The organism is Leptolyngbya sp. ST-U4 (assembly GCF_039962215.1).
Classification (GTDB): Bacteria; Cyanobacteriota; Cyanobacteriia; order Elainellales; family Elainellaceae; genus Leptolyngbya_A.
In genome coordinates this window covers 20,854-40,824 of the sequence record NZ_JAMPKZ010000025.1, presented here as the reverse complement: position 1 = coordinate 40,824, position 19,971 = coordinate 20,854, and the positions used below count along the sequence as shown (strand labels likewise).

Below are 19,971 nucleotides of genomic sequence, written 5' to 3'. Positions count from 1 at the left end.
CTCTTTTGCCATTTCTCAACTTTCGCAATTTTCCCGATCCTTTGCTACGCTATTAATCCAGAAAATGCCAGTGCAGTGTAGATTACAAGCCAGAAGCCTTAGCCTGTGAGATGATGCAGCATCCGTTTGAACATGGACAAATTTTTTACAGCTCCGGTGGACATTTCACCTACCGAGTGATTGGTCCCTGCTGTCGCCTGTTCGATCGTGAAGAGTTACCCTGGCCCTGCTGTCGGCTTCAGTGGCGCAGCAAGGAACCGAGCTGGCGGCGAATTGGCAAACGGTTTGTTCCTGATCTGGCAACAAAAAGTAGTCCATCCTACTCGGTTGAGGTGCTGGGGCAGGAGTATTCGGGGCGATCGATCATCACGCTCTATCCAGTAAAGCTGTCTCCTGAACTAAAGGAATGGTGGTACTCCAAACGAATTCAAGAAGAAAATACCCCCATCGATAGCCCGAAAGTGCTGACTGTAGAACCATAGGAGAACTGCAGGATCAGTGAGGCAAAGTATTAATTCTTAAAGCTCTGGGTCTAGCATCCCACTGCGCCAAGTCATCCTACAGTTTGCTCAATTAGGACAGCCATACCCGATAGGACAACCATATCCGTCCGAACAGGCAACAAAAAACGATCGCCGTGCAGGACGATCGTTGGCATGAATCAGGTTGCTCCTATTAAAAAAAATTGAATCCCGCTTTGTCACCCAACTTCATTCTTCAAAACAGAAAAATTACGTTTAGCCCTCTATCCGTTCATCCCAGGTTCGCATTTTGCCGGGATTTAATAGTCCGGCGGGATCAACCTGCTCTTTGAACTGAAGCTGCATGGGGTCGATCGTTTTTCTGCCACCGTCTTCAATGATGAAGGTATGGGGATTGGCAATAAATGCGCCGTGCTCCTCGTGGTAGCGCATGATTTCGTTGAGGCGATCGGGTGTAGTGTAGCGCACAAGCTGTAGAGCTGCCGGAACAACCGTGCCTTTGGCACGAATAAATTCTAAGTGCATCATCACCTCATCGCCGAAGTGGTGATACATGTGCTCCACCAGCTTCAGATCTTTGTCCGCGGGGAAGATGGTTTGCAGATAGGTAATCGATGAATCGATGCTGCGGGCATGTAACGTGGTGTGGTTCCACGTGAATTCTCCTAGAACGACGCCTTTAGTGGCTTCCTGCGCGGATTTTTGATAGACGATTGTTCCGCCAAACTCTTTCACGAGTTCGCCAAAGGATTCGAGGCAGGGTTCCGCAATCATCACAAACGCAGAGTGCTGTTCTGGCGTGAGGACGTTTCGCAGGGCGGCAAAATACTGAGGAATCGGAGCCGCGAAGATGGTGATTAGCTTTTTAATCATGCCGTCGGAGTCGCCCAGGGTCTGACCGAACCGGGCTGCCGTCATGAAGTCGGGGAAGGTGACAATCAGCTCTGACCAGGGATAAGCTGCCGTCAGGGGAATTTCCAGCTCTGTGATAATGCCGTTTGTGCCCCAGGCGTGGGCCACCTTGTACACATCGTCGCCCCGCAGCTCGATCACGCGCGGACTTTCTTCCATTGTTACCACCCGCAGAGCCAGCAAGTTTCCACGATCGGCAATCAACCCGTAGGTAATCGAGCCAATACCGCCACTGCCGCCACCAATGAATCCGCCGATCGAAGCTGTTCGATAAGTAGACGGAGCCATGCGAATTTCCCAGCCTGTTTCGCGGGTTTGTTTGTCGATCGCTGCCAGTTTTGCCCCCGCTTCAACGCAGGCGATTCCCGGTTTGACCCATTTCACCGCCTGCATTTTGGTCATGTCGAGAATCACCCCGCCCCGCATCGGCACACACTGACCATAGTTCCCCGTGCCTGCGCCCCGCACCGTGAGCGGAATCTGATGCTTGACACACAGGGCAGCCACCCGCATGACTTCTGCTTCATTTGCCGGACGAATTACAATTTCTCCAACCTTATTGTTAAGCTGCGCCTGGAGCAGGGGACTGTAGGTGTAATAGTCCTTGGAAAGCTTGGCAACCTGCACCGCGTCGCGAATGACCTCAATGCCCTCTAATTCAGCTACGATCGCATTCCAATCGATCGAACGTGCTTCCGCAACCGTCATGCTGGGATTCTCCGGGAGTAACGAAAAGTGTAACTGCCTTTCCCATATTAAAAACCGAATTTTCAATAATCCGTCAATCTGGATGCAGTCCAGGCTAAATTATCTGCCGCAAAGGGTGTTGGATAGCTTGGTCGTTAGTCATAAGGCAGTAGTCATGGGTAATGGTTCTCTTGCCTGCCCTTGGGGATGACCTATCTTGTTTAACGCTGTCCCCCCTGGCTCGTATGATGGAAAACGCTATGACAGTCAACAAAGCCAACAAATTTGATTTTATCGATCGCGCCCTGGCAGAACGGGTTGAGCAGCAGCGGTTGCGATCGCTTCAGCCGCTTGTTCCGGCTGCTTCGCCCTGTGGCGAGGGGGGGATGAATAGCGTATGGGTCCGGAAGCAGGGACGACCACTGCTCAACTTCAGCGCGAACGATTATCTGGGGCTGTCAAAGCATCCGGCACTGATCCAGGCAGCGCAAGACTATACAGGACGGTACGGGACAGGCGCAACGGCATCGCGGCTTGTAGCGGGCAACTACGACATTCATCATCAGCTTGAGGAAAAACTGGCAGCTGCCTGTGGACGAGAAGCTGCTTTGCTGTTTAACTCAGGCTTTCAAGCAAATATGACCCTGCTAGGGACACTGCTGACTGCTCAATCTTGTGTGCTGTGCGATCGGCTAATTCACAGCAGTTTGATTCAAGGCATTTTGGCAAGCGGGGCGAGGTTTTATCGCTATGCCCACAATGATTTGAATCAGCTTGAAACGCTGTGCAAAAAAGTCAGCTCGCAGTCCTACGATCGGCTCATGATTGTAACTGAAACTGTTTTTAGCATGGATGGCGATCGAAGCGATGTATCTGCCTTAATTCAGCTTGCAGATCAGTACAATACGATTTTATATCTAGATGATGCTCATGCGCTTGGTGTACTGGGAGAACAGGGAATGGGATTAGCTGCATTCCAGCCAGAAATTGATCTGGTCGTAGGGACATTGGGTAAAGCCTTCGGGGCGTTCGGGGCATTCGTTGCCTGCTCAAAAAAACTGCGCGACTATTTAATTAATTACTGCCCTGGATTTATTTATACGACGGCTCTGCCGCCCGGTATAATTGGGGCGATTGATGCTGCTCTGACATTAATTCCTGATCTTGATGATGAGCGACAGCATTTAATCAATCAGTCGAAGGAATTACGCGATCGGCTGCACAAAATAGGCTATAGCACACTCAATTCTGACTCTCAGATTGTTCCGATGATGGTGGGAGAGTCTGAAAAAACATTAGAGCTTTCACGGGCTTTAGAAACAGAAGGAATTTTAGCCGTTGCGATTCGTCCACCAACGGTTCCAGAAGGGTCTGCACGGATTCGGATCGCTCTTTCGAGTCAGCATCAGCCGGAGCATCTAGAAATGCTCATTCAAGCTTTATCAGCGATACCAGCGTGAATTTGAAGAAAAGAAATGTTTATAATAATCAAGTCGTGAGATATGTCCTACCTCAGCCCCCCAAATCCCCTAATCCTGGGGAACTTTAAGACTGAAGTAATTGCCTTTCACGGGTGGGGATTCGATCGCCAATGCTGGAAGTTTTGGCAGGAACAATTCACCCAGTTGGGCTGCAAGTTTCAGGCATTTGATCGCGGCTATTTTGGTAATTCGCTTCAGCCAAGCTTTACCAATTTTGATTCAAAAAAAATCATCCTCGTCCATTCCTACGGGCTGCATCTTTGCCCGCTCGAGTTACTGCAGCAAGCTGATTTTTTAATTGTGTTTAATAGTTTCCTCACGTTTCATCCTGAAGCGAGAGCAGAGAAAAGACGATCGCAGCTTGTATTGGGTGAAATGATTCGCCAATTTCAGGCAATGCCAGAAATTGTACTGCAAAACTTTTATCATCACTCTGGATATCCCCAACTTCAGCATGATTTTGACCACCTCAATCACTCGCTTCTGCTGCAAGATCTACATCAGTTAAATGATTCAAAGCTTGACGCATCTTATATGCAGTCGATCGCTAAAGTCCTTGTCTTTAGTAGCTCAAACGATCGCATCGTTGCTGCCTCCCAAACACAAGAATTTTTGATCGCCCTGCTCCATTCTTGTGAGTTGATTCGTATTCTGCGCGCCGGACACGCCCTTCCTTTTACTCACTTTGCTGAGTGCTGGTCGATACTGCAATCTGCTCTTTGCTTTTCTATAAATTTCTAATGTTGTCACCTCCTAGCTCCTTTGATAAATCTCAAATTGCCGATCGATTTGGTCGAGCCGCTGCGACTTATCATCAGTTTGCAACGGTACAGAAGGCAGGCGCAAGACATCTTATTGGCCTAACAGACGCAGATTGGTTTCAGCTTCCTGAAGGTGATGTTTTAGAAATTGGTTGCGGGACGGGATTTTTGACTCAAGAATTGGTAAATCGGTTGGGAGAGCGATCGATTCTAGCCACAGATTTATCGTTGGAAATGCTAGCGTTTTGTCAGTCTCATTTATGCCTTCCTTCAGAACAAAATCGAGTATTATTTCAGCAGCTTGACGGCGAACGGTTGCCTATTCCAGAAGAACCATACGCCATGATCGCCAGCGGATTTGCGTTGCAGTGGTTCGATCGTCCAATGCAGGCACTCGCTCGCTGGCTCAAAGCAGTCAAACCCGGTGGCTGGCTCTTAATTTCCTTTCCCACCGATCGCAGCTTTCCTGAATGGCGGCAAATCTGTCAGCAGTTCAATCTTCCTTTGACGCTGAATCCATTACCCAATACTGATGCTTTACTCGAAAAGGTTCAAACGCTTCCTGTTTGCTGTTTTACCCATGAGGTGGTGAGCCAGACAATCCATTTTGATGCGATCGATTTTCTCAGAAGTTTGAAGGCAATCGGAGCGGGTTTGAGTTTAACCCGAAAGCAGCTTTCGATCCAACAATTAAAACGGCTATCAGCCGCCTGGAAGTTGCAGAATTGTGACAAAATAATTGCCAGTCATTCGATCGCTTATTGGGCGATTCAGCGAATTGATTAATCATTATTGCAGTCAATCAAGCAAATGCCATTTCAATTTCCAGAACATTTTTTTGTGACCGGAACCGACACCAATGTTGGTAAAACTGTTACTTCTGCAATGCTCACGCTTGGCTTAGATGCCGCTTACTGGAAGCCGCTTCAGTCTGGTTTAGACACTATCACAGACACAGATTATGTTAAACAAGTGACTGGATTGAACGATGCTCATTTTCTGCCAGAACGGTTTCGATTAACAGAGCCACTTTCGCCTCATGCTTCTGCTGCGATCGACGGCCTTGAAATTCACCTTCATGATTTTGAGCTGCCTAAAACAATCGAGCAGCCTCATTTGATTGTTGAAGGAGCAGGCGGATTAATGGTTCCGATTAACGATCGCCACTACGTGATTGACCTGATTAAGCATTTAGAATTGCCCGTTTGTTTAGTGTCGAGAAGCGCATTGGGAACGATTAACCACACACTGCTATCGCTGGCACAACTTAGGCGGGAGAATATTCCAATTCTGGGGGTAATTATTAACGGTAAAAAGAATCCTGGTAATCGGGCGGCAATCGAGCATTATGGCCAGGTTCCAATTTTGGGTGAAGTTGATTTTCTGGAGGCGATCGATCCAGCAACGCTCAAAACTGCATACAATCAGCTTGAAATTCATGATTAAATCGCTCAACACTTAACAGTTTTATCAATGGCGCATCCTCATCTCTGGTATCCTTTCACGCAGGCAAAAACCGCACCCGAACCGCTGAAGGTAAAATCTGCCCAGGGGGTCTGGTTAGAGCTAGAAAACGGTCAGCGATTGCTCGACTGCATCTCAAGCTGGTGGGTAAATTTACACGGTCATGCTCATCCCAAAATTGCTGAAGCTATCTATCAGCAGGCGCAGCAGTTAGAGCAGGTGATTTTTGCAGGATTCACCCATGATCCGGCAGAGCAGATTGCAACGAAATTGATTGAAAAACTGCCTGCGAAATCAAACCGCGTCTTCTTTTCAGATAATGGCTCAACGGCGATCGAAGTTGCGCTGAAAATGGCGTATCAATACTGGACAAACCAACAGCAAAAGCGATCGACATTTATTGCCTTTGAGGGAGCCTATCATGGCGATACTTTTGGGGCAATGGCAGTCGGGACGCGATCGATTTTTACACAGCCGTTTGATGATTTGCTGTTTCGAGTGGAGTTTGTTTCCTATCCTGAAACTTATTGGGGAGACAATTCGATCGAGGAAAAAGAAGATGAGATTCTGTTTGCAATTCAGCAAAAACTTCAGCAGTCCGATCAATATGCCGGAATTTTAATCGAACCGCTGATTCAAGGCGCGGGCGGAATGCGGATGTGTCGATCGGTCTTTCTACAAAAACTAGCTCAACTGGCAAAAGATGCCAAAACCTTGCTCATTTTTGATGAGATTATGACTGGTTTTGGGCGCACGGGCGAATGGTTTAGCTGCGTCAAAGCAGGAGTGGAACCGGATCTTCTTTGTCTTTCAAAAGGCATTACCGGCGGTTTTTTGCCGCTCTCAGTGACGGTGAGTTCAGAAGCAATTTATCAGGCATTTTATAGTGATGATCTGACAAAAACCTTCTTCCACGGTCATAGCTATACTGCGAATCCTTTAGGCTGTGCAGCTGCTTTGGCTTCGCTGGAGTTGATGCAGGAAAATGAGTCAAAGTTTCGCGGGATGGAAGCCTTGCACTGGCAGAACCTGGAATCGTTGAAAGCATTGCCAAACGTGGAAAAGCTACGGGTTACAGGCACGATCGCTGCCTTTGACATTAAGACAAACGATCAGCCTGGATACTTAAATCAAATTGCGGGTAAAATTCGCACTCAGGCGATCGATCGAGGATTGCTGCTGCGTCCTTTGGGGAACGTTTTATACCTGATGCCGCCCTATTGTATTACCGAGGCAGAACTGGAGTGGGTTTATCAAAATCTGACAGCAATTTTAGCTGAGCTTCAGGGAATTTGAAAAGTGGCCAAGATCCTGCATTGTCCCTTAAATTCTCCAACACCGGGGAACTTTAAAGCGGGGAACTTTGAAGCCTGGAGAAAAAACCAGGTTTTCACAAATTTGGCATCTAGAAAGGCGGTTATTTTTTATCGCACATCCTCATAAAACTGCTTCAAGTAATCCGCAGAAACGCCAATGCCCCAGAGAAAACCGATGTAGAAATAAACCCAGTTCGCTTTCAAAAAACCCCATTTTGCCACCCGTCGATCGGAGGAAAACACAACTCGATCGACTAAACAAATTTGCCCGTAGCGCACCAGTTTCAAACATAAATCAGCTTCTTCCATAATGGGCAGCGCAGTATCAAATCCACCGCAGCGTTCAAAAACCAATCGCCTGCAAAACATCGCCTGATCCCCAAACAGCAACCGCAGTCCTTTGAAAAATAAATGGGGACGAAACAAGAGCGGGGCGTAGTAGGTTTTCAGATAGTTGTGCAGCGAAGTGAGCCAGCGCGTTTGGGTTTTGCCTGTCATCAGCGAAACAAATCCGCCGCCCACGATTTCTGGTTGAGCAAACGTCTCGTCGATCAGCGTGACCAAATCAGCAGGAACCAGCGTATCAGCATGAACAAAACAAAGCGCGTCTCCGGTCGCTGCCTCTGCCCCGTGATTCATCTGGATCGATCGCCCCGAAGTTGAGCATCGAATGACTGCAATCCCAGCCGCTTCTGCAATGGCAATCGTTCCATCCTGGCTGCCACCATCAACGACAAAAATTTCCCAGGCAGGCGGATCAAGTAACTCAAGGTGGCGCAGCGTTTGTTCTAGACAGGCAGACTCATTCAGAGTTGGAATAATTACCGAAACACGCATGGGCAAGGCAAAATCGAGCGGTTTGGCTTTTATCATAGACTTTGCGACAAAAGTTCTCTACTGCTTCCTGCCGCCCGCAAAAAAGGGAGGAAAACCTCCCAGGAGTGGAATGCTGTAATTGTGCGTGTAACTTTGTACGTGTAACTGTGCGCGTAACTGTTCGTCTAACTTGGGCCCGTGATTGGGTCTCTAACTGTGCATGTAATTATACGAAGCTGGCTTTTATTTCAGGTCGGTTGGTAATGGATTAGAGGGCTAAAGATGAATTGTTGCAATCATTCTTTTAGCTACTCAGACACTCGATCGCTTCCCGTCGAGCATAAATGTTTTTGATATGTTTCTTTACTGTGTCTTCTGCAATGTGCAGTTGGGCAGCAATTTGCTTATAAGTGCAGCCAATTCGCTTTAGCAGCCAGACTTCCGTTTCGCGGTTTGTGAGTCCGTATTTTAATGCTTCTGCGATCGCCCGATAGCGTGCCGACTCATACTGATCCTCCAGCGTAATCAGCAAACAGGGGCGAGTCACTTCTTGTAAATCCAGCCAGCGAACTCGCACACGAATAAGCGATTCATTCACATGCAGTTCTTCGTCTAGAATTACAGTACGCTGCGAAGCAGTTTCTTCTTCAGAGCAATCGGAAATAAAGTTTCGTTCTTTGATAAGTGCCTGGCAAATGCGCCAGATCGCGGGATGTAAAGTGAGCGTTGATCCAACATAGGAACCGATTCGGCAGCAAAGCTGCTGAGCATATCGATTCGCGTGAAGGACTTCACCCTGGTCAGTCGCAATGAGAATGCCATCTCCTAAACACTCTAAGATGCTCTGCAAAAGCGATAGCGGTTTAGCCGTCTGGGGCAAAGTATCAACGTGATTTACCGGGTTTTCTGATGAGCTAAGAAACAATCCAAACGAGTGACGACTTTTAGTATGCATATTGGGGTTCATTTTGGGGGCTATGAATGAACAACATAAGCCTCGAATGAAGATTCGTTTTTGAGTAAGTTTTTATGAATCCAACTGATTGAGGCTTGATTTAATCAAAAACGTCTGCTTCTCAATTCATGAGCTATGGTATGCCACTACAACAACTGCGACCCCCATTTCGGCCAGCCATCTAAGCCGGTCGTCCATCGTCAAGCATAAAAAAGCGACCAATTGATAAACTGGTCGAATCTAAACAAGTATTTAGACGGGCAATTTCTGGAGAAATCCGCTTCCTGCAAATACAGCTTAATTTTTGTGAATGATTCTCATCAGGCGAGCGATTAGGATTGGGGGGCTGAACAGGTGAGACTGCAACTGCTGCGCTTTTCCATCATTATCTTCCGTAATTACCTCTTCGCCCAATGAAGTGTTTGATCCGGATCTTTCTCAAATCAGACAAAACTTAGTCATTCCAATCTAAACGATCGCGTCAGAATCCCACATTGAAACTCAGAGCTTACATCAAGCATTGAATCAATTAAACGCCTGCCGGAGCAAAGAGAGCTGATTCAATCCGTTCCAGGGCTTTTTCCAGGTCGTCGTTAATCACTTGAATATCAAATTCATCTGCTGCGTTGATTTCCGATCGTGCCCGATCCAGTCGCCGGACGATCGCCTCTTCAGAATCCTGAGCGCGATGCCGCAGCCGATACTCCAGCTCAACCAGGGAAGGCGGCAGAATAAAGATTCGCAGGGCTTCGGGAAAGGTTTTGCGAATTTGCCGTGCGCCCTCTAGCTCAATTTCCAGGACAACCCATTTGCCCTGCCGAATTTTTTCTTCAACGGGGCGGCGAGGCGTGCCGTAATAGTTCCCCGCAAATTCTGCCCATTCCAGCAGTTCACCCTGAGCCACCATTCGCTCAAATTCGATGCGGCTGACGAACTGATAGTGTTGTCCGTCGATTTCGCCGGGGCGCGGTTGCCGAGTTGTAGCAGAAACAGACAGATAAAGGTCAGAATGCCGTTTGAGCAAGGCTCTCAGAAGTGTCCCTTTGCCGACACCGCTTGGTCCAGTTAGTACAATCAGTCTGCCAGTTCCCATGTCACTCACGCAGCTAGAGGATGATGATTAGTAAACTATCTTACTAAATCGCGAGGGTTTCATCAGGGAGGGTTGACCCTACTTAGCCTGATTTACGCTTCGAGCACTCCCTCTTTATGAATTACAAATCGATTGGCAACGGTTTCTGGCTGGATTGCCGAAAGCACGACATGACCATCATCCATAATGATCACAGCGCGAGTTCGCCGTCCATAGGTCGCATCCACCAGTTTGCCGCCGTCTTTCGCATCGCCAATGATTCGCTTAATGGGCGCAGATTCAGGACTGACGATCGCAATGACCCGGTTTGCAGAGACAATGTTGCCGAAGCCAATATTAATGAGCCGAATATCCATAATGAAAGTAGAAAGCTTGAACTTGACCAATATGATGCAAATTCACGAGACTGGATGCTAAAAATTCACCTACTACGGGAAAAACACTAAATTTCTGCTTGAATCTTGCTCTCGCGCAGGGTATTTCTATCTTAAGTCAGATGATTCAGTTCGAGTTAAAAAGTACCTCAGAATCGATCGCAACATAATAGCGTTAACCTGCACTTTAATGAAAGACCTAACCACTTTAGCCGAGCTTATATCCTAAACTGCTGTGCAACCTGTTGACTACACCACCTTTAAGGCGATCTGTGCTGAGTTGAGCAAAACCTGGCTTCCAGCGAGACTGGAGCAGGTCTATCAGCGCGACCGTCATACCATTGCCCTTGCCCTGCGAACCCTGAATCAGCGCGGCTGGCTTACCCTGTCCTGGCATCCTCAGGCAGCCCGAATGGGCATGGGTGAACCGCCGCCCCGTACTCCCGATACGTTTACCTTTAGCCAGCAATTGCGGCATCAGCTGGGCAATTTGGCACTGGTGGCGATCGAGCCGCTTTCCCCGTGGGAACGAGTAGCCGATTTGCAGTTTGCCCGTCGTCCGGGGGAGCCTGCCCTGTGGCATTTGTTCGTCGAGATTCAGGGAAACTACAGCAATGTAATTTTGACCAACCAGGACAAGATAATTGTGACGGCAGCGCATCAGGTAAGTTCCCAACAATCCAGCGTCCGTCCGATTCAAACGGGACAGCCTTACGAAGCACCGCCACCGCCCAACGGAGCAGTTCCTACGCAAGAGGAAGAATTCGATCGCTGGCAGGAACGGCTCAGCCTGATTCCCGATCCTTTACGGCGTGCATTGATTAAAACCTATCGTGGACTCAGTTCTGCCCTGGTGGTATCGATGCTTCAGACAGCCGACCTATCGCCGGATCAAACCACCGATACCCTCAGCTCCGAGCAGTGGGCGCGGCTATTTGATCGCTGGCAGGCATGGTTAAAAATATTGCAAACCGAGCAGTTTCAGCCGGGGTGGTTGGCGCAGGGCTATACGGTGCTGGGATGGGGAGCAGTACGTCCTGCCGAAAGCATGCAGCAGATGATCGATCGCTACTACACCGATCAGCTTAACCAGCAGGAGTTCGTTCAGCTTCGGCATCAGGTCAGCCAACGCATCAGCAATTTGCTCAAGAAACTGTCTCAAAAAGCGCAGGGATTTCGCGATCGATTGCAGCAGTCCGACCAGGCAGACGACTATCGGGAAAAAGCCGATTTATTAATGGCGCATCTGCACGAGTGGCAGCCCGGCATGAAGCAAATTCAGCTTGCCGACTTCCTCACCGGAAAACCTGTGACGATCGCCCTCGACCCCGAAAAGAATGCCGTTCAAAACGCTCAGGCACTCTATAAACGTCACCAAAAACTGAAACGATCGAGAGATGCGATCGAACCTTTGCTGGCAGAAGTGCAAACCGAAATTGACTATCTGGAACAGGTGGAAGTGGCGATCGCCCAGAGTGACTCCTACCGCACTGCTGATGACCTTGACTCGCTGGAGGAAATCCGCGAAGAGCTCATTCAGCAGGGCTATCTGGAAGATCCGGAGCAAAAGTATCGCAGCAGCTCGGCTCAAACCACCAACTTTCTGCGCTACCGCACCCCGAATCAGTTTGAAGTGCTGATCGGACGCAACAATCGTCAGAACGACCTGCTCACTTTCCGCACTGCTAACGACTACGATCTCTGGTTTCACACCCAGGAAATTCCTGGTAGCCATGTGCTGCTGCGCCTTGATCCCGGAGCCGTTCCCGATGAAGTCGATTTGCAGTTTACCGCCGATTTAGCTGCCTACTACAGCCGTGCCCGCCAGAGCGATCAGGCTCCCGTGGTTTACACCGAGCCGAGGCAGGTCTTCAAACCCAAAGGAGCAAAGCCGGGAATTGCAATTTATAAACAGGAGCGAATTATCTGGGGTCAGCCGCAGAAGGGGCGATCGATCGTAGAGCAGGCGGAGACGGCTTCTTAAAAATCATCAGGTGCTGCTGCGGCAAAAAGTCCTGCGTTTCCTGCCAGGTCAGGCCCACCGCCTGCATTTCTTTCCGCGCCTGTCGCTGACTCATTTTGTGCAGTCGCTTGATTGAAATAAACGGACTTTCGCCGCGATATTCCACTAGTGCGACTCGTCCCCCGGGTTTGAGCGATCGGACAATGCCCTGCATCATTTCATAGGGGTAGGCAAATTCGTGATAGGCATCGACCATCAGTGCCAGATCGATCGATTCTGGGGGCAAATGGGGGTCAGTTTCCTCGCCCAGCACCGGCTCCACGTTTTCTGCATCGTTTTCCTGCCTGAGGAATTCCAGCATGTCCAGCATTTCTGGCTGAATATCAACCGCATACACCTTGCCCTGCGGTACTTTTTCACTCAGGCGAAAGCTAAAATAGCCCGTTCCTGCCCCCACGTCTGCCACCACATCATCGGGTTTCAGGTTTAACGCTGCCACTACTGCGTTGGGCTGTTCTTCGATCAAGCGTCCGGGACGCTCCAACCATCCAGCTCCCTGATGCCCCATTACTTGAGCAATTTCCCGCTTGAAGTAAAACTTTCCGATACCGTCTGGGTCATGGATCAGTTTTTCCTGATAAATTTCTTCCTGAGCGATCGGAGACTGCTCAAAGGGATTATCCGCCCAGGCTGGATTGATCCCTAGGAGAACACCGCCCCAAACCCAAAATAGAGAAAAAGTCAGGCAAAATGCCAAACTCACGAGAAGAAGCCCAACGCCACGCCGCAGGTATCGCATCGATCGTATTCCGTGAACTGCTGTTTCTAAAGGCTGTTGAAGAAGTTGCAAATGCTTTGTAGCATCGTGATTCCTCAAACATCCTCTTAGAATATTGTGCTTTCAGTCTATGGTTTTAACCAGCAATCGACCGATGGTGTTACCGTGAGCAGATGGCATCTTGAAATCAGGTAGGTCTGCACCATGACTCAGCAGGCAATTGAACTCTATATCGTTCGGCATGGGCTGGCAGGAGAACACGGCAGCTATGCCAACGACAATGAGCGTCCGTTAACCGAAGAAGGGATTCGCAAAACACGCAAAGTGGCGAAACGACTGAAAGAACTGGGCTTGCAGTTTGATTTGATTCTGACGAGTCCTTTGGTGCGGGCAAAGCAAACCGCAGAAATTCTGCAATCGATCGGTTTAGGAAAATCGCTCGAAGAATCGACAGAACTTGCGCCCCAGGGTGATTTTCAGCAGTGGGTGAACTGGCTACAACAGTGGCAGCAGGAAAAGGGGCAGCAAGAAAAGCAGGGAAAATGTTTGGCGATCGTCGGGCATGAACCGGGATTGAGCGAGTGGGCGCAGCAACTGATTTGGGGTGAGGCACGGCAGCAAATTGTCCTGAAAAAAGCAGGCGTAATTGGGATTAATTTGCCTATAGAGGGTTCTCCGATCGGTCGCAGTGAGCTGTTCTGGCTGACCCCGCCCAAATTTTTAATTTCGGATTGAAATCCTGATTTGGTTTAATGGATATCTTGCTTGCGCTGGCTGGATCTTTTGCGCTGCTGGTGATCAGCGTGACGCACGGTGTTTTTGTTGCCTATCCGCTGCTGGCAACGCTGGGTTTGCTGATCGCCGTTCTGCATCGACGCGGGTTTTCGCTTCGCAGTCTGATGAAAATGTCGATCGCCGGAAGCCAAAAATCTTTTTCTGTAATTGGCATTTTGCTGATTATTGGAGCTGTCACTGCCGTTTGGATGGCTGCCGGAACCGTTCCAGCGATCGTTTATTACGGCATTCAGCTCATTAATCCCAATCTGTTTGTGCTCTGTGCTTTTTTGCTGACCAGCTTTGTTTCGTTTCTAATTGGCACGTCTTTTGGAGCTGCCAGCACGATCGGCACAGCCCTGATGATCATGGCGCGAGGGAGCAGCGTTGATCCGCATCTGGTGGCAGGCGCGATCATTGCCGGGGCATATTGGGGCGATCGATGTTCTCCGATGTCTTCCAGCGCAAATCTGGTTGCGATCGTCACTCAAACGGATTTGTACCAGAACATTAGAAATATGTTGACGACGGCATGGCTGCCGCTGGGGCTAAGCTGTTTGATTTATGGTGTCATTTCGTTCTTTTATCCTGTTCAAAATACGAGCAGTTCGCTCTCGATCGAATTAGCCAATTTATTTGATCTGAACCTGCTGACACTTTTGCCTGCGATCGTCATTCTCGTACTGGCATTGCTGAAGGTTGAAGTTAAACAAGCCATGTTGTGGAGTATTGCCGCAGGTGTTGTTTTATCCATTACGTTGCAACACGATACGATTCTACAAATTTTGCAATTTGCGTTTACCGGGTTTTATCTGGAGCAAGAGAGTCCTATTCGCTCGATTCTGGCGGGGGGTGGCATTGTTTCGATGATGCGAGTTTCTGCGATCGTAGTGATTTCGACGGCGATCGCGGGTGTGCTGACTGGAACAAACGCATTACAGCTTGTACAAAGATTTTTGCAATCGTTGCGGTCACAAAGTGGCTTGTTTGCAGGGACAACGCTAGTTAGCATTGCGGCTTCTGCGTTTGGCTGCACTCAGGCGATCGCGATTTTATTAACCGCAGAACTGGTCAAGCCGCAGTATGAAACCCACTATGAAGATAAGCAGATTTCTGCCGATCGGCTGGCGATCGATCTGGAAAATACAGCGGTTGTCATTGCGCCCCTGATTCCCTGGAATATCGCCGGACTGGTTCCTGCCACGGTTTTGATGAGCGATAGCGGCTTTATTCCGTTTGCGATTTATCTTTATCTAATTCCGCTTTGCTGCTGGCTGCTGCTGCGGTTTCGCGATCGACCCAGCGAGACGACTGAATTTCCTAAAAAATCCTAACAAACTATAAATGGAACCCAGCAGCACGAGTGAGTTGGGCTAGGATTCAGTCATTGTTACAGATGATTTATCATGATTCCCGGCGAAATTCTCACCGAAGCAGGCGAAATTGAACTGAATGCCGATCGTCCCACGGTTAGGCTCACGGTTGCGAATACGGGCGATCGGCCGATTCAAGTTGGCTCTCACTTTCATTTTTATGAGGTCAATCAGGCTTTATCCTTCGATCGAGAGCAAGCAAAGGGAATGCGGCTCGATATTCCAGCGGGAACGGCAGTGCGGTTTGAACCGGGAGACGAGCGAGAAGTTACGCTGGTTCCGTTTGTGGGCAGTCGTCAGGTTTATGGGTTTAATGGATTAGTGAACGGTGCATTAGATGGGGAAAAGCCGGAATCTAAGCACAAAGAAGCAAAGCATAAAAAAGATAAGAAAAAGAAAAAGTAGAAGGATTAGGCGATATGAAGCTGAAGGACTTGAATAAGCTGCAAGTGGACTGGCTCTCAACACTTAAAGGGGTAGCCAGTTTGCTGCGCGATCCGGGCAACACGGATTCGGTCTATGACGTTGAGGATGGCTTAAAAAATATCAAAGCGACTCAGCTTGCCGTGGATTTCGTCAAGTCTCAGCCGGGTGTCGCGGAGTTATTTGCAGAGCGTTATCTTGCTCCTTCGCCCGATCTGCAAGCCCTGCTGCAACTGCCGCCTGATTCCTTGGGCTACGCTTACGCCAAATACCTGACCGATTCAGGCTTTGACGCAGAGTTTTATCGCAAAGAAACCGTGAATAGTGACATTAACTACTTTTTCATGCGTGTTCGCCAAACTCACGACATCTGGCACATTCTCGGTGGATTTTCAACTGATCCGATCGGCGAACTTTCACTTAAAGCCTTTGAACTGGCTCAAATCCGTCGCCCGATCGCCGCAATTTTTGTTGCCGGAGGACTGCTGCAAACCCTTTTTAATACTCCGGAGCAGATGGGCAGGTTTTTAGAGCAAATGGCGATCGGTTATCGAATGGGCGCAAAAGCAAAGCCAATGCTGGCTCAAAGATGGGAAGAACAGTGGGAAAAGCCGTTGGCGCAGTGGCGATCGGAATTGAATGTGGAGCCGATGGCGGTTTATGTGCCTTAGTGAGTGTCGGGGAAGCCAGGGTTGCGACCTCTGAACTGCCCCCTGGATCCCCCATAGGTCGCTTACCGCTCCAAAGCAGCGGGAGGGACTTTGAAACGCTGATACAAAATATCGCCAGGGAAAAACGTGAATGTACAAGCTTTATGATTTTCTACCTTCTGGCAACGGCTACAAAGTGCGATTGCTGCTCACTCAGCTTGGCATTTCGTTTGAGCTGATTCTGCTGGATGTCCTCAAAAGTGAAACCCGCACGCCCGAATTTCTGGCAAAAAATCCCAACGGACGCATTCCGGTGCTAGAAATTACGCCTGGAGAGTTTCTGTCGGAGTCGAACGCGATTTTGATTTATCTCAGTCAGGGCACTGATTTCTTGCCGCTTTCCCCCCTCGAACATGCCAGAGTTATGCAGTGGCTCTTTTTTGAGCAGTATAGCCATGAACCGTTTATCGCTACGTCTCGCTTCTGGCTGCAGCACGACATGGCAGAAACGAAAAAGCAAGCCCTCGCCGAAAAACAGGCTCCCGGCTACGCGGCTCTAGGCGTCATGGAACAGCGACTTAAGGACCATCCATTTCTGGTGAACGATCGCTATACGATCGCTGACATTGCCCTCTTTGCCTACACTCACGTTGCTCACGAAGGTAATTTTGACTTGAGCAGCTTTCCGGGAATTTTGCAGTGGATCGATCGGGTTAAAAGCCAGCCGAATTATATTGAGATCACGGATGAGGCAATGCAAAGCAGTTCCGCCTAAGGGGTAATCAGTTTCTCCTGAACCGGACACCGCTCCTCTTCATAAAGGCGCAAAGCATATTTGCCTGCGATTGTTTCCCGCAGGATTTGAATTTGTTCCACCATTTCATCGGGAAGTTGGTTTAGTTCAGGAAAGCATCCACCATACTGAGGGGGAACCACGCTTGGAGCCGATAAACTAGCAAATGCCAAATCTGCTGCCGAAAAGCAATCTCCCACTAGATATCTCCGCCCATCTGAAAGACGATCGCTCACCCTTTCAAATATCCGTTGAATTTGACGATAGGCAGCAGATGCACTGTCACGATGAACGTTATAGCTGGAATGAATTAAACGGCACGTCAAGGGAAACATGATAGGAAACAGTAATTTCTCCCAGGTCGGTACTCCTTCGCACCAAAGTTCTTTCATCACACTTTGATTTTGCAGCGCATAGAAGTACCCCCACTGTCTTGTTAAAACACCCAGTTTGAGATTAAATTCCGCTTCTAACGCTTGAACTTCCTGCCGCAGCACGGGTAAATCTGGATACAGTTTTAGATGAGGGGGTGCTACTGTTTCTAGGTGTTTTAAGATGTCTGCTGAATCTTTCAATATCTCAGCTTTCGTCACGAGAACAGGAACACTGCTCCCACCAAGCGGAGTTGTTTTCAGCCGATGCAGCAGTGGCAAATGGCACTCTTCGACGTAGGGAAAACTGATGCGATCCAATGCCCATCGAACCTTCTCGCAGTAATGACTGATGCGAAATGTGATTAACCGAGACGTAAATTCCATCAATCCCCCGAAAATCTGCATCACATCATAACGCTACACCACGATGATAGCTAATTCAGCTTTTGTGGCTATTTTGTGTCTGACAGACTTCTGTCTAACAAACAACTTCCCCGCACAGTCCTAACCGACTGACTGCGCCAACCTGTCTTATGAAGCTTTGCAAAACTGATTATTTCGATCGCCAAACTCATATCATTAAGCTTCTCTTAAGTTTTATTCAGGAATCTAACAAACTATAATTCGATCGCTTCAAACCTTAATTTTTTAGCGGCTTCACTGCCGTTCAACGAACCAGCGTGGTACGCTTCACAATCAAGTAAAGGCTCTGGAAATCCGATTGAACCACCACTTCTTTGTCTAATTCCTGCGAGAGAGGCTTATGAGCTACAGAATGAATCGTCGTGCCTATGCTGAAACCTTTGGTCCCACCGTGGGCGATCGGGTGCGGCTGGCGGATACGAATCTGATTATTGAAGTCGAGCAGGATTTTACAACCTATGGCGATGAAGTGAAATTTGGCGGCGGCAAAGTGATTCGGGATGGCATGGGACAGTCGCCGATCAGTAATGAGAATGGGGCGGTCGATGCGGTGATTACCAATGCGCTGATTCTCGACTGGTGGGGCATTGTCAAAGCGGATATTGGCATCAAAGACGGCAAAATTGCGGCGATCGGCAAAGCGGGGAACCCCTACATTCAGGACAATGTAGATATCATCATTGGTCCGGGAACAGAAGCGATTGCCGGAGAAGGCATGATCCTGACCGCAGGCGGGATTGATACACACATTCACTTTATCTGTCCGCAGCAGATTGAAGTTGCCATTGCATCTGGGATTACCACGATGATCGGAGGCGGAACCGGGCCCGCCGCAGGCACAAATGCTACGACCTGCACTCCCGGACCCTGGAATATTTACCGGATGCTTCAGGCTGCTGATGCGTTTCCCATGAATCTGGGGTTTCTGGGCAAAGGGAACGCTTCCCAACCCGACGCACTCGAAGAACAGGTGGAAGCCGGGGCGATCGGCTTAAAGCTGCACGAAGACTGGGGCACAACTCCCGCCACGATCGATACCTGTCTTTCGGTTGCAGAAGACTACGATGTGCAGGTTGCCATCCACACCGACACACTCAACGAAGCCGGATTTGTCGAAGATACGATCGCGGCATTCAAAGGACGCTGCATTCACACCTATCACACCGAGGGCGCAGGCGGCGGACATGCACCGGACATCATCAAAGTGTGCGGCGAAGCGAACGTGTTGCCCTCTTCCACGAATCCTACCCGTCCCTACACGGTCAACACGCTCGAAGAACACCTGGATATGCTGATGGTCTGCCACCACCTCGATCGCAGTATTCCCGAAGATGTAGCCTTTGCCGAATCCCGAATTCGCCGGGAGACGATCGCCGCCGAGGATATTTTGCACGATTTGGGCGCGTTTAGTATGCTCTCTTCCGACTCGCAGGCGATGGGACGGATCGGGGAAGTGATCATTCGCACTTGGCAGACAGCGCACAAAATGAAAGACCAGCGCGGCAGTTTAACCGGAGATAGCGATCGCAACGACAATACCCGCGCCAAGCGATACGTGGCAAAGTACACGATCAACCCGGCGATCACTCACGGCATTGCCAACTATGTCGGTTCGATCGAAGTGGGCAAAATTGCCGACCTCTGCCTCTGGCGACCGGGACTCTTCGGCGTCAAGCCAGAACTGGTGCTGAAAGGCGGCATGATTGCCTGGGCACAAATGGGCGATGCCAACGCTAGCATTCCCACCCCACAGCCCGTCCACATGCGCCCCATGTTCGCCAGCTTCGGTGGAGCCAGACACGCGACTTCGCTCACGTTTGTGTCTCAGGCAGCTCTGAAACGGGAGATTGGCGATCGGCTCAAGCTTCAGCGTCCGGTCGTGGCAGTGTCCGAGATTCGGCAGCTTACTAAACGCGATATGAAGCTCAACGACGCGATGCCCCAAATGGAAGTTGATCCTGAAACCTACGAAGTTCGCGCCGACGGAGAACTGCTGACTTGTGAGCCTGCGACCGTGCTACCAATGGCGCAGCGATATTTTCTGTTCTAAGCACAATCAAAATGAATTATAGATTAGTA

The 19,971-nt window shown here is 49.3% G+C and carries 20 protein-coding genes; 13 read left to right on the top strand and 7 right to left on the bottom strand.

From position 1 onward, the window contains the following. Nucleotides 1-110 precede the first annotated feature (110 nt). A complete protein-coding gene (locus NDA02_RS22705; protein ID WP_199296592.1) occupies nt 111-482 on the top strand; it encodes a hypothetical protein in 372 nt (123 codons plus the stop codon). A gap of 255 nt (nt 483-737) precedes the next feature. On the opposite strand, the gene NDA02_RS22700 is transcribed toward NDA02_RS22705, so the two are convergent. After that, complete coding sequence (locus NDA02_RS22700; protein WP_190792311.1) at nt 738-2,102, bottom strand: FAD-binding oxidoreductase; 1,365 nt, start codon at nt 2,100-2,102, stop codon at nt 738-740. Between the two features lie 239 nt (nt 2,103-2,341). On the opposite strand from NDA02_RS22700, the gene bioF reads away from it, so the two are divergent. From bioF to bioA, 5 genes are read left to right on the top strand one after another with little or no spacing between them, the layout of a single operon-like run. Next, nucleotides 2,342-3,541: an 8-amino-7-oxononanoate synthase gene (gene bioF / locus NDA02_RS22695; RefSeq protein WP_190791749.1), complete on the top strand. Its 1,200-nt coding sequence runs from the start codon at nt 2,342-2,344 to the stop codon at nt 3,539-3,541. 42 nt (nt 3,542-3,583) lie between these two features. After that, on the top strand, nt 3,584-4,303 hold the full coding sequence (locus tag NDA02_RS22690; RefSeq protein ID WP_190791750.1) for an alpha/beta hydrolase: 720 nt from the start codon (nt 3,584-3,586) through the stop codon (nt 4,301-4,303). After that, nucleotides 4,303-5,109, top strand: coding sequence for a methyltransferase domain-containing protein (locus NDA02_RS22685; protein WP_190791751.1), 807 nt, complete (start codon nt 4,303-4,305; stop codon nt 5,107-5,109). The genes NDA02_RS22690 and NDA02_RS22685 overlap by 1 nt, the downstream gene beginning before the upstream one ends. A gap of 24 nt (nt 5,110-5,133) precedes the next feature. Beyond that, a complete protein-coding gene (gene bioD / locus NDA02_RS22680; protein WP_190791752.1) occupies nt 5,134-5,769 on the top strand; it encodes a dethiobiotin synthase in 636 nt (211 codons plus the stop codon). A 27-nt stretch (nt 5,770-5,796) separates the two neighbouring features. Next, complete coding sequence (gene bioA / locus NDA02_RS22675) at nt 5,797-7,083, top strand: adenosylmethionine--8-amino-7-oxononanoate transaminase (RefSeq protein ID WP_190791753.1); 1,287 nt, start codon at nt 5,797-5,799, stop codon at nt 7,081-7,083. Nucleotides 7,084-7,211: 128 nt separating this feature from the next. Here the strand turns inward: bioA and NDA02_RS22670 are convergent, their stop codons facing one another. The 4 genes from NDA02_RS22670 to NDA02_RS22655 form a co-directional block, all read right to left on the bottom strand. Beyond that, a complete protein-coding gene (locus tag NDA02_RS22670) occupies nt 7,212-7,976 on the bottom strand; it encodes a TIGR04283 family arsenosugar biosynthesis glycosyltransferase (protein WP_348255971.1) in 765 nt (254 codons plus the stop codon). A 247-nt stretch (nt 7,977-8,223) separates the two neighbouring features. Then, nucleotides 8,224-8,874, bottom strand: coding sequence for a LuxR C-terminal-related transcriptional regulator (locus NDA02_RS22665; RefSeq protein WP_348255969.1), 651 nt, complete (start codon nt 8,872-8,874; stop codon nt 8,224-8,226). A 529-nt stretch (nt 8,875-9,403) separates the two neighbouring features. Then, nucleotides 9,404-9,967, bottom strand: a complete 564-nt coding sequence (gene gmk / locus NDA02_RS22660) for a guanylate kinase (RefSeq protein ID WP_190791755.1) — start codon at nt 9,965-9,967, stop codon at nt 9,404-9,406. A gap of 92 nt (nt 9,968-10,059) precedes the next feature. After that, a complete protein-coding gene (locus NDA02_RS22655) occupies nt 10,060-10,323 on the bottom strand; it encodes a DUF370 domain-containing protein (RefSeq protein ID WP_190791756.1) in 264 nt (87 codons plus the stop codon). A gap of 253 nt (nt 10,324-10,576) precedes the next feature. On the opposite strand from NDA02_RS22655, the gene NDA02_RS22650 reads away from it, so the two are divergent. Next, entirely contained in the window at nt 10,577-12,325 is a 1,749-nt protein-coding gene (locus NDA02_RS22650) for an NFACT RNA binding domain-containing protein (protein ID WP_348255967.1), read from the top strand. Here NDA02_RS22650 and NDA02_RS22645 read toward each other — a convergent pair. Further along, nucleotides 12,264-13,103, bottom strand: coding sequence for a class I SAM-dependent methyltransferase (locus NDA02_RS22645; RefSeq protein WP_190791548.1), 840 nt, complete (start codon nt 13,101-13,103; stop codon nt 12,264-12,266). The two genes, NDA02_RS22650 and NDA02_RS22645, sit on opposite strands and share 62 nt — an antisense overlap. 183 nt (nt 13,104-13,286) lie before the next feature. On the opposite strand from NDA02_RS22645, the gene sixA reads away from it, so the two are divergent. From sixA to NDA02_RS22620, 5 genes are all read left to right on the top strand, one after another. Beyond that, entirely contained in the window at nt 13,287-13,817 is a 531-nt protein-coding gene (gene sixA, locus NDA02_RS22640; RefSeq protein WP_190791541.1) for a phosphohistidine phosphatase SixA, read from the top strand. A 17-nt stretch (nt 13,818-13,834) separates the two neighbouring features. Continuing rightward, nucleotides 13,835-15,190 (top strand): Na+/H+ antiporter NhaC family protein, encoded by a 1,356-nt coding sequence (locus NDA02_RS22635; RefSeq protein ID WP_190791542.1) that lies wholly within the window; start codon nt 13,835-13,837, stop codon nt 15,188-15,190. Between the two features lie 72 nt (nt 15,191-15,262). Beyond that, nucleotides 15,263-15,634 (top strand): urease subunit beta, encoded by a 372-nt coding sequence (locus tag NDA02_RS22630; RefSeq protein ID WP_190791543.1) that lies wholly within the window; start codon nt 15,263-15,265, stop codon nt 15,632-15,634. Between the two features lie 14 nt (nt 15,635-15,648). After that, a complete protein-coding gene (locus NDA02_RS22625; RefSeq protein WP_190791544.1) occupies nt 15,649-16,323 on the top strand; it encodes a Coq4 family protein in 675 nt (224 codons plus the stop codon). Nucleotides 16,324-16,453: 130 nt separating this feature from the next. Continuing rightward, nucleotides 16,454-17,077, top strand: a complete 624-nt coding sequence (locus NDA02_RS22620) for a glutathione S-transferase family protein (RefSeq protein ID WP_190791545.1) — start codon at nt 16,454-16,456, stop codon at nt 17,075-17,077. Here NDA02_RS22620 and NDA02_RS22615 read toward each other — a convergent pair. Further along, nucleotides 17,074-17,853, bottom strand: a complete 780-nt coding sequence (locus tag NDA02_RS22615) for a glutathione S-transferase family protein (protein ID WP_190791546.1) — start codon at nt 17,851-17,853, stop codon at nt 17,074-17,076. The genes NDA02_RS22620 and NDA02_RS22615 overlap by 4 nt on opposite strands. A 379-nt stretch (nt 17,854-18,232) precedes the next feature. Between NDA02_RS22615 and ureC the strand changes: the two genes are divergently transcribed. Next, complete coding sequence (gene ureC, locus NDA02_RS22610; RefSeq protein WP_190791547.1) at nt 18,233-19,942, top strand: urease subunit alpha; 1,710 nt, start codon at nt 18,233-18,235, stop codon at nt 19,940-19,942. Nucleotides 19,943-19,971: the final 29 nt, after the last annotated feature.

Excerpts from the sequence above, each read along its gene's own strand:
- NDA02_RS22705 (WP_199296592.1), top strand. The coding sequence starts at position 111 with ATGATGCAGCATCCGTTTGAACATGGACAAATTTTTTACAGCTCCGGT.
- NDA02_RS22700 (WP_190792311.1), bottom strand. The coding sequence starts at position 2,102 with ATGACGGTTGCGGAAGCACGTTCGATCGATTGGAATGCGATCGTAGCT.
- bioF (WP_190791749.1), top strand. The coding sequence starts at position 2,342 with ATGACAGTCAACAAAGCCAACAAATTTGATTTTATCGATCGCGCCCTG.
- NDA02_RS22690 (WP_190791750.1), top strand. The coding sequence starts at position 3,584 with ATGTCCTACCTCAGCCCCCCAAATCCCCTAATCCTGGGGAACTTTAAG.
- NDA02_RS22685 (WP_190791751.1), top strand. The coding sequence starts at position 4,303 with ATGTTGTCACCTCCTAGCTCCTTTGATAAATCTCAAATTGCCGATCGA.
- bioD (WP_190791752.1), top strand. The coding sequence starts at position 5,134 with ATGCCATTTCAATTTCCAGAACATTTTTTTGTGACCGGAACCGACACC.
- bioA (WP_190791753.1), top strand. The coding sequence starts at position 5,797 with ATGGCGCATCCTCATCTCTGGTATCCTTTCACGCAGGCAAAAACCGCA.
- NDA02_RS22670 (WP_348255971.1), bottom strand. The coding sequence starts at position 7,976 with ATGATAAAAGCCAAACCGCTCGATTTTGCCTTGCCCATGCGTGTTTCG.
- NDA02_RS22665 (WP_348255969.1), bottom strand. The coding sequence starts at position 8,874 with ATGCATACTAAAAGTCGTCACTCGTTTGGATTGTTTCTTAGCTCATCA.
- gmk (WP_190791755.1), bottom strand. The coding sequence starts at position 9,967 with ATGGGAACTGGCAGACTGATTGTACTAACTGGACCAAGCGGTGTCGGC.
- NDA02_RS22655 (WP_190791756.1), bottom strand. The coding sequence starts at position 10,323 with ATGGATATTCGGCTCATTAATATTGGCTTCGGCAACATTGTCTCTGCA.
- NDA02_RS22645 (WP_190791548.1), bottom strand. The coding sequence starts at position 13,103 with ATGCGATACCTGCGGCGTGGCGTTGGGCTTCTTCTCGTGAGTTTGGCA.
- sixA (WP_190791541.1), top strand. The coding sequence starts at position 13,287 with ATGACTCAGCAGGCAATTGAACTCTATATCGTTCGGCATGGGCTGGCA.
- NDA02_RS22635 (WP_190791542.1), top strand. The coding sequence starts at position 13,835 with ATGGATATCTTGCTTGCGCTGGCTGGATCTTTTGCGCTGCTGGTGATC.
- NDA02_RS22630 (WP_190791543.1), top strand. The coding sequence starts at position 15,263 with ATGATTCCCGGCGAAATTCTCACCGAAGCAGGCGAAATTGAACTGAAT.
- NDA02_RS22625 (WP_190791544.1), top strand. The coding sequence starts at position 15,649 with ATGAAGCTGAAGGACTTGAATAAGCTGCAAGTGGACTGGCTCTCAACA.
- NDA02_RS22620 (WP_190791545.1), top strand. The coding sequence starts at position 16,454 with ATGTACAAGCTTTATGATTTTCTACCTTCTGGCAACGGCTACAAAGTG.
- NDA02_RS22615 (WP_190791546.1), bottom strand. The coding sequence starts at position 17,853 with ATGGAATTTACGTCTCGGTTAATCACATTTCGCATCAGTCATTACTGC.
- ureC (WP_190791547.1), top strand. The coding sequence starts at position 18,233 with ATGAGCTACAGAATGAATCGTCGTGCCTATGCTGAAACCTTTGGTCCC.